The sequence below is a fragment of the Halioglobus sp. HI00S01 genome, from assembly GCF_001635445.1.
GTDB lineage: Bacteria > Pseudomonadota > Gammaproteobacteria > Pseudomonadales > Halieaceae > Halioglobus > Halioglobus japonicus.
This window is the reverse complement of record NZ_LWEE01000184.1, coordinates 1-309: the sequence shown is the minus strand read 5'-3', so window position 1 is coordinate 309 and position 309 is coordinate 1. Positions and strand designations below refer to the sequence as shown.

Sequence of the window (309 nt, the reverse complement as noted above, 5' to 3'; positions counted from 1 at the left end):
GTAGGTCCTCAAGACGAGCAGACTCATCAACACAATGACTAACGCAAACAGCATTCCCTGGTACATCCTGTACCTCCCGCGTGTTCAGCGACTTCAGCTTCTCTGAAGTATAGACAGGAATTCGCAGGGTGGTTATTTTTCGACCAACCACAACCCTGGGGTCAGTGTCTTCCACGGTATCGGGCAGAACGCCGGGGCCCACGCCGGATGCGGTGCCCTCGTTCCGGTACTGCCCACTGGTAACGACCGTGTCGCCCGTACAGGTCTCGGTAGCGCCCGGCATCATGACAGGAATGGGGTTGCCCGAGG

At 57.9% G+C, this 309-nt stretch carries 1 protein-coding gene; it reads right to left on the bottom strand.

The genetic code is table 11. From position 1 onward, the window contains the following. The coding region (locus tag A3709_RS23935) for a hypothetical protein (RefSeq protein ID WP_197484247.1) at window positions 1–309 on the bottom strand (309 nt) is incomplete at both ends.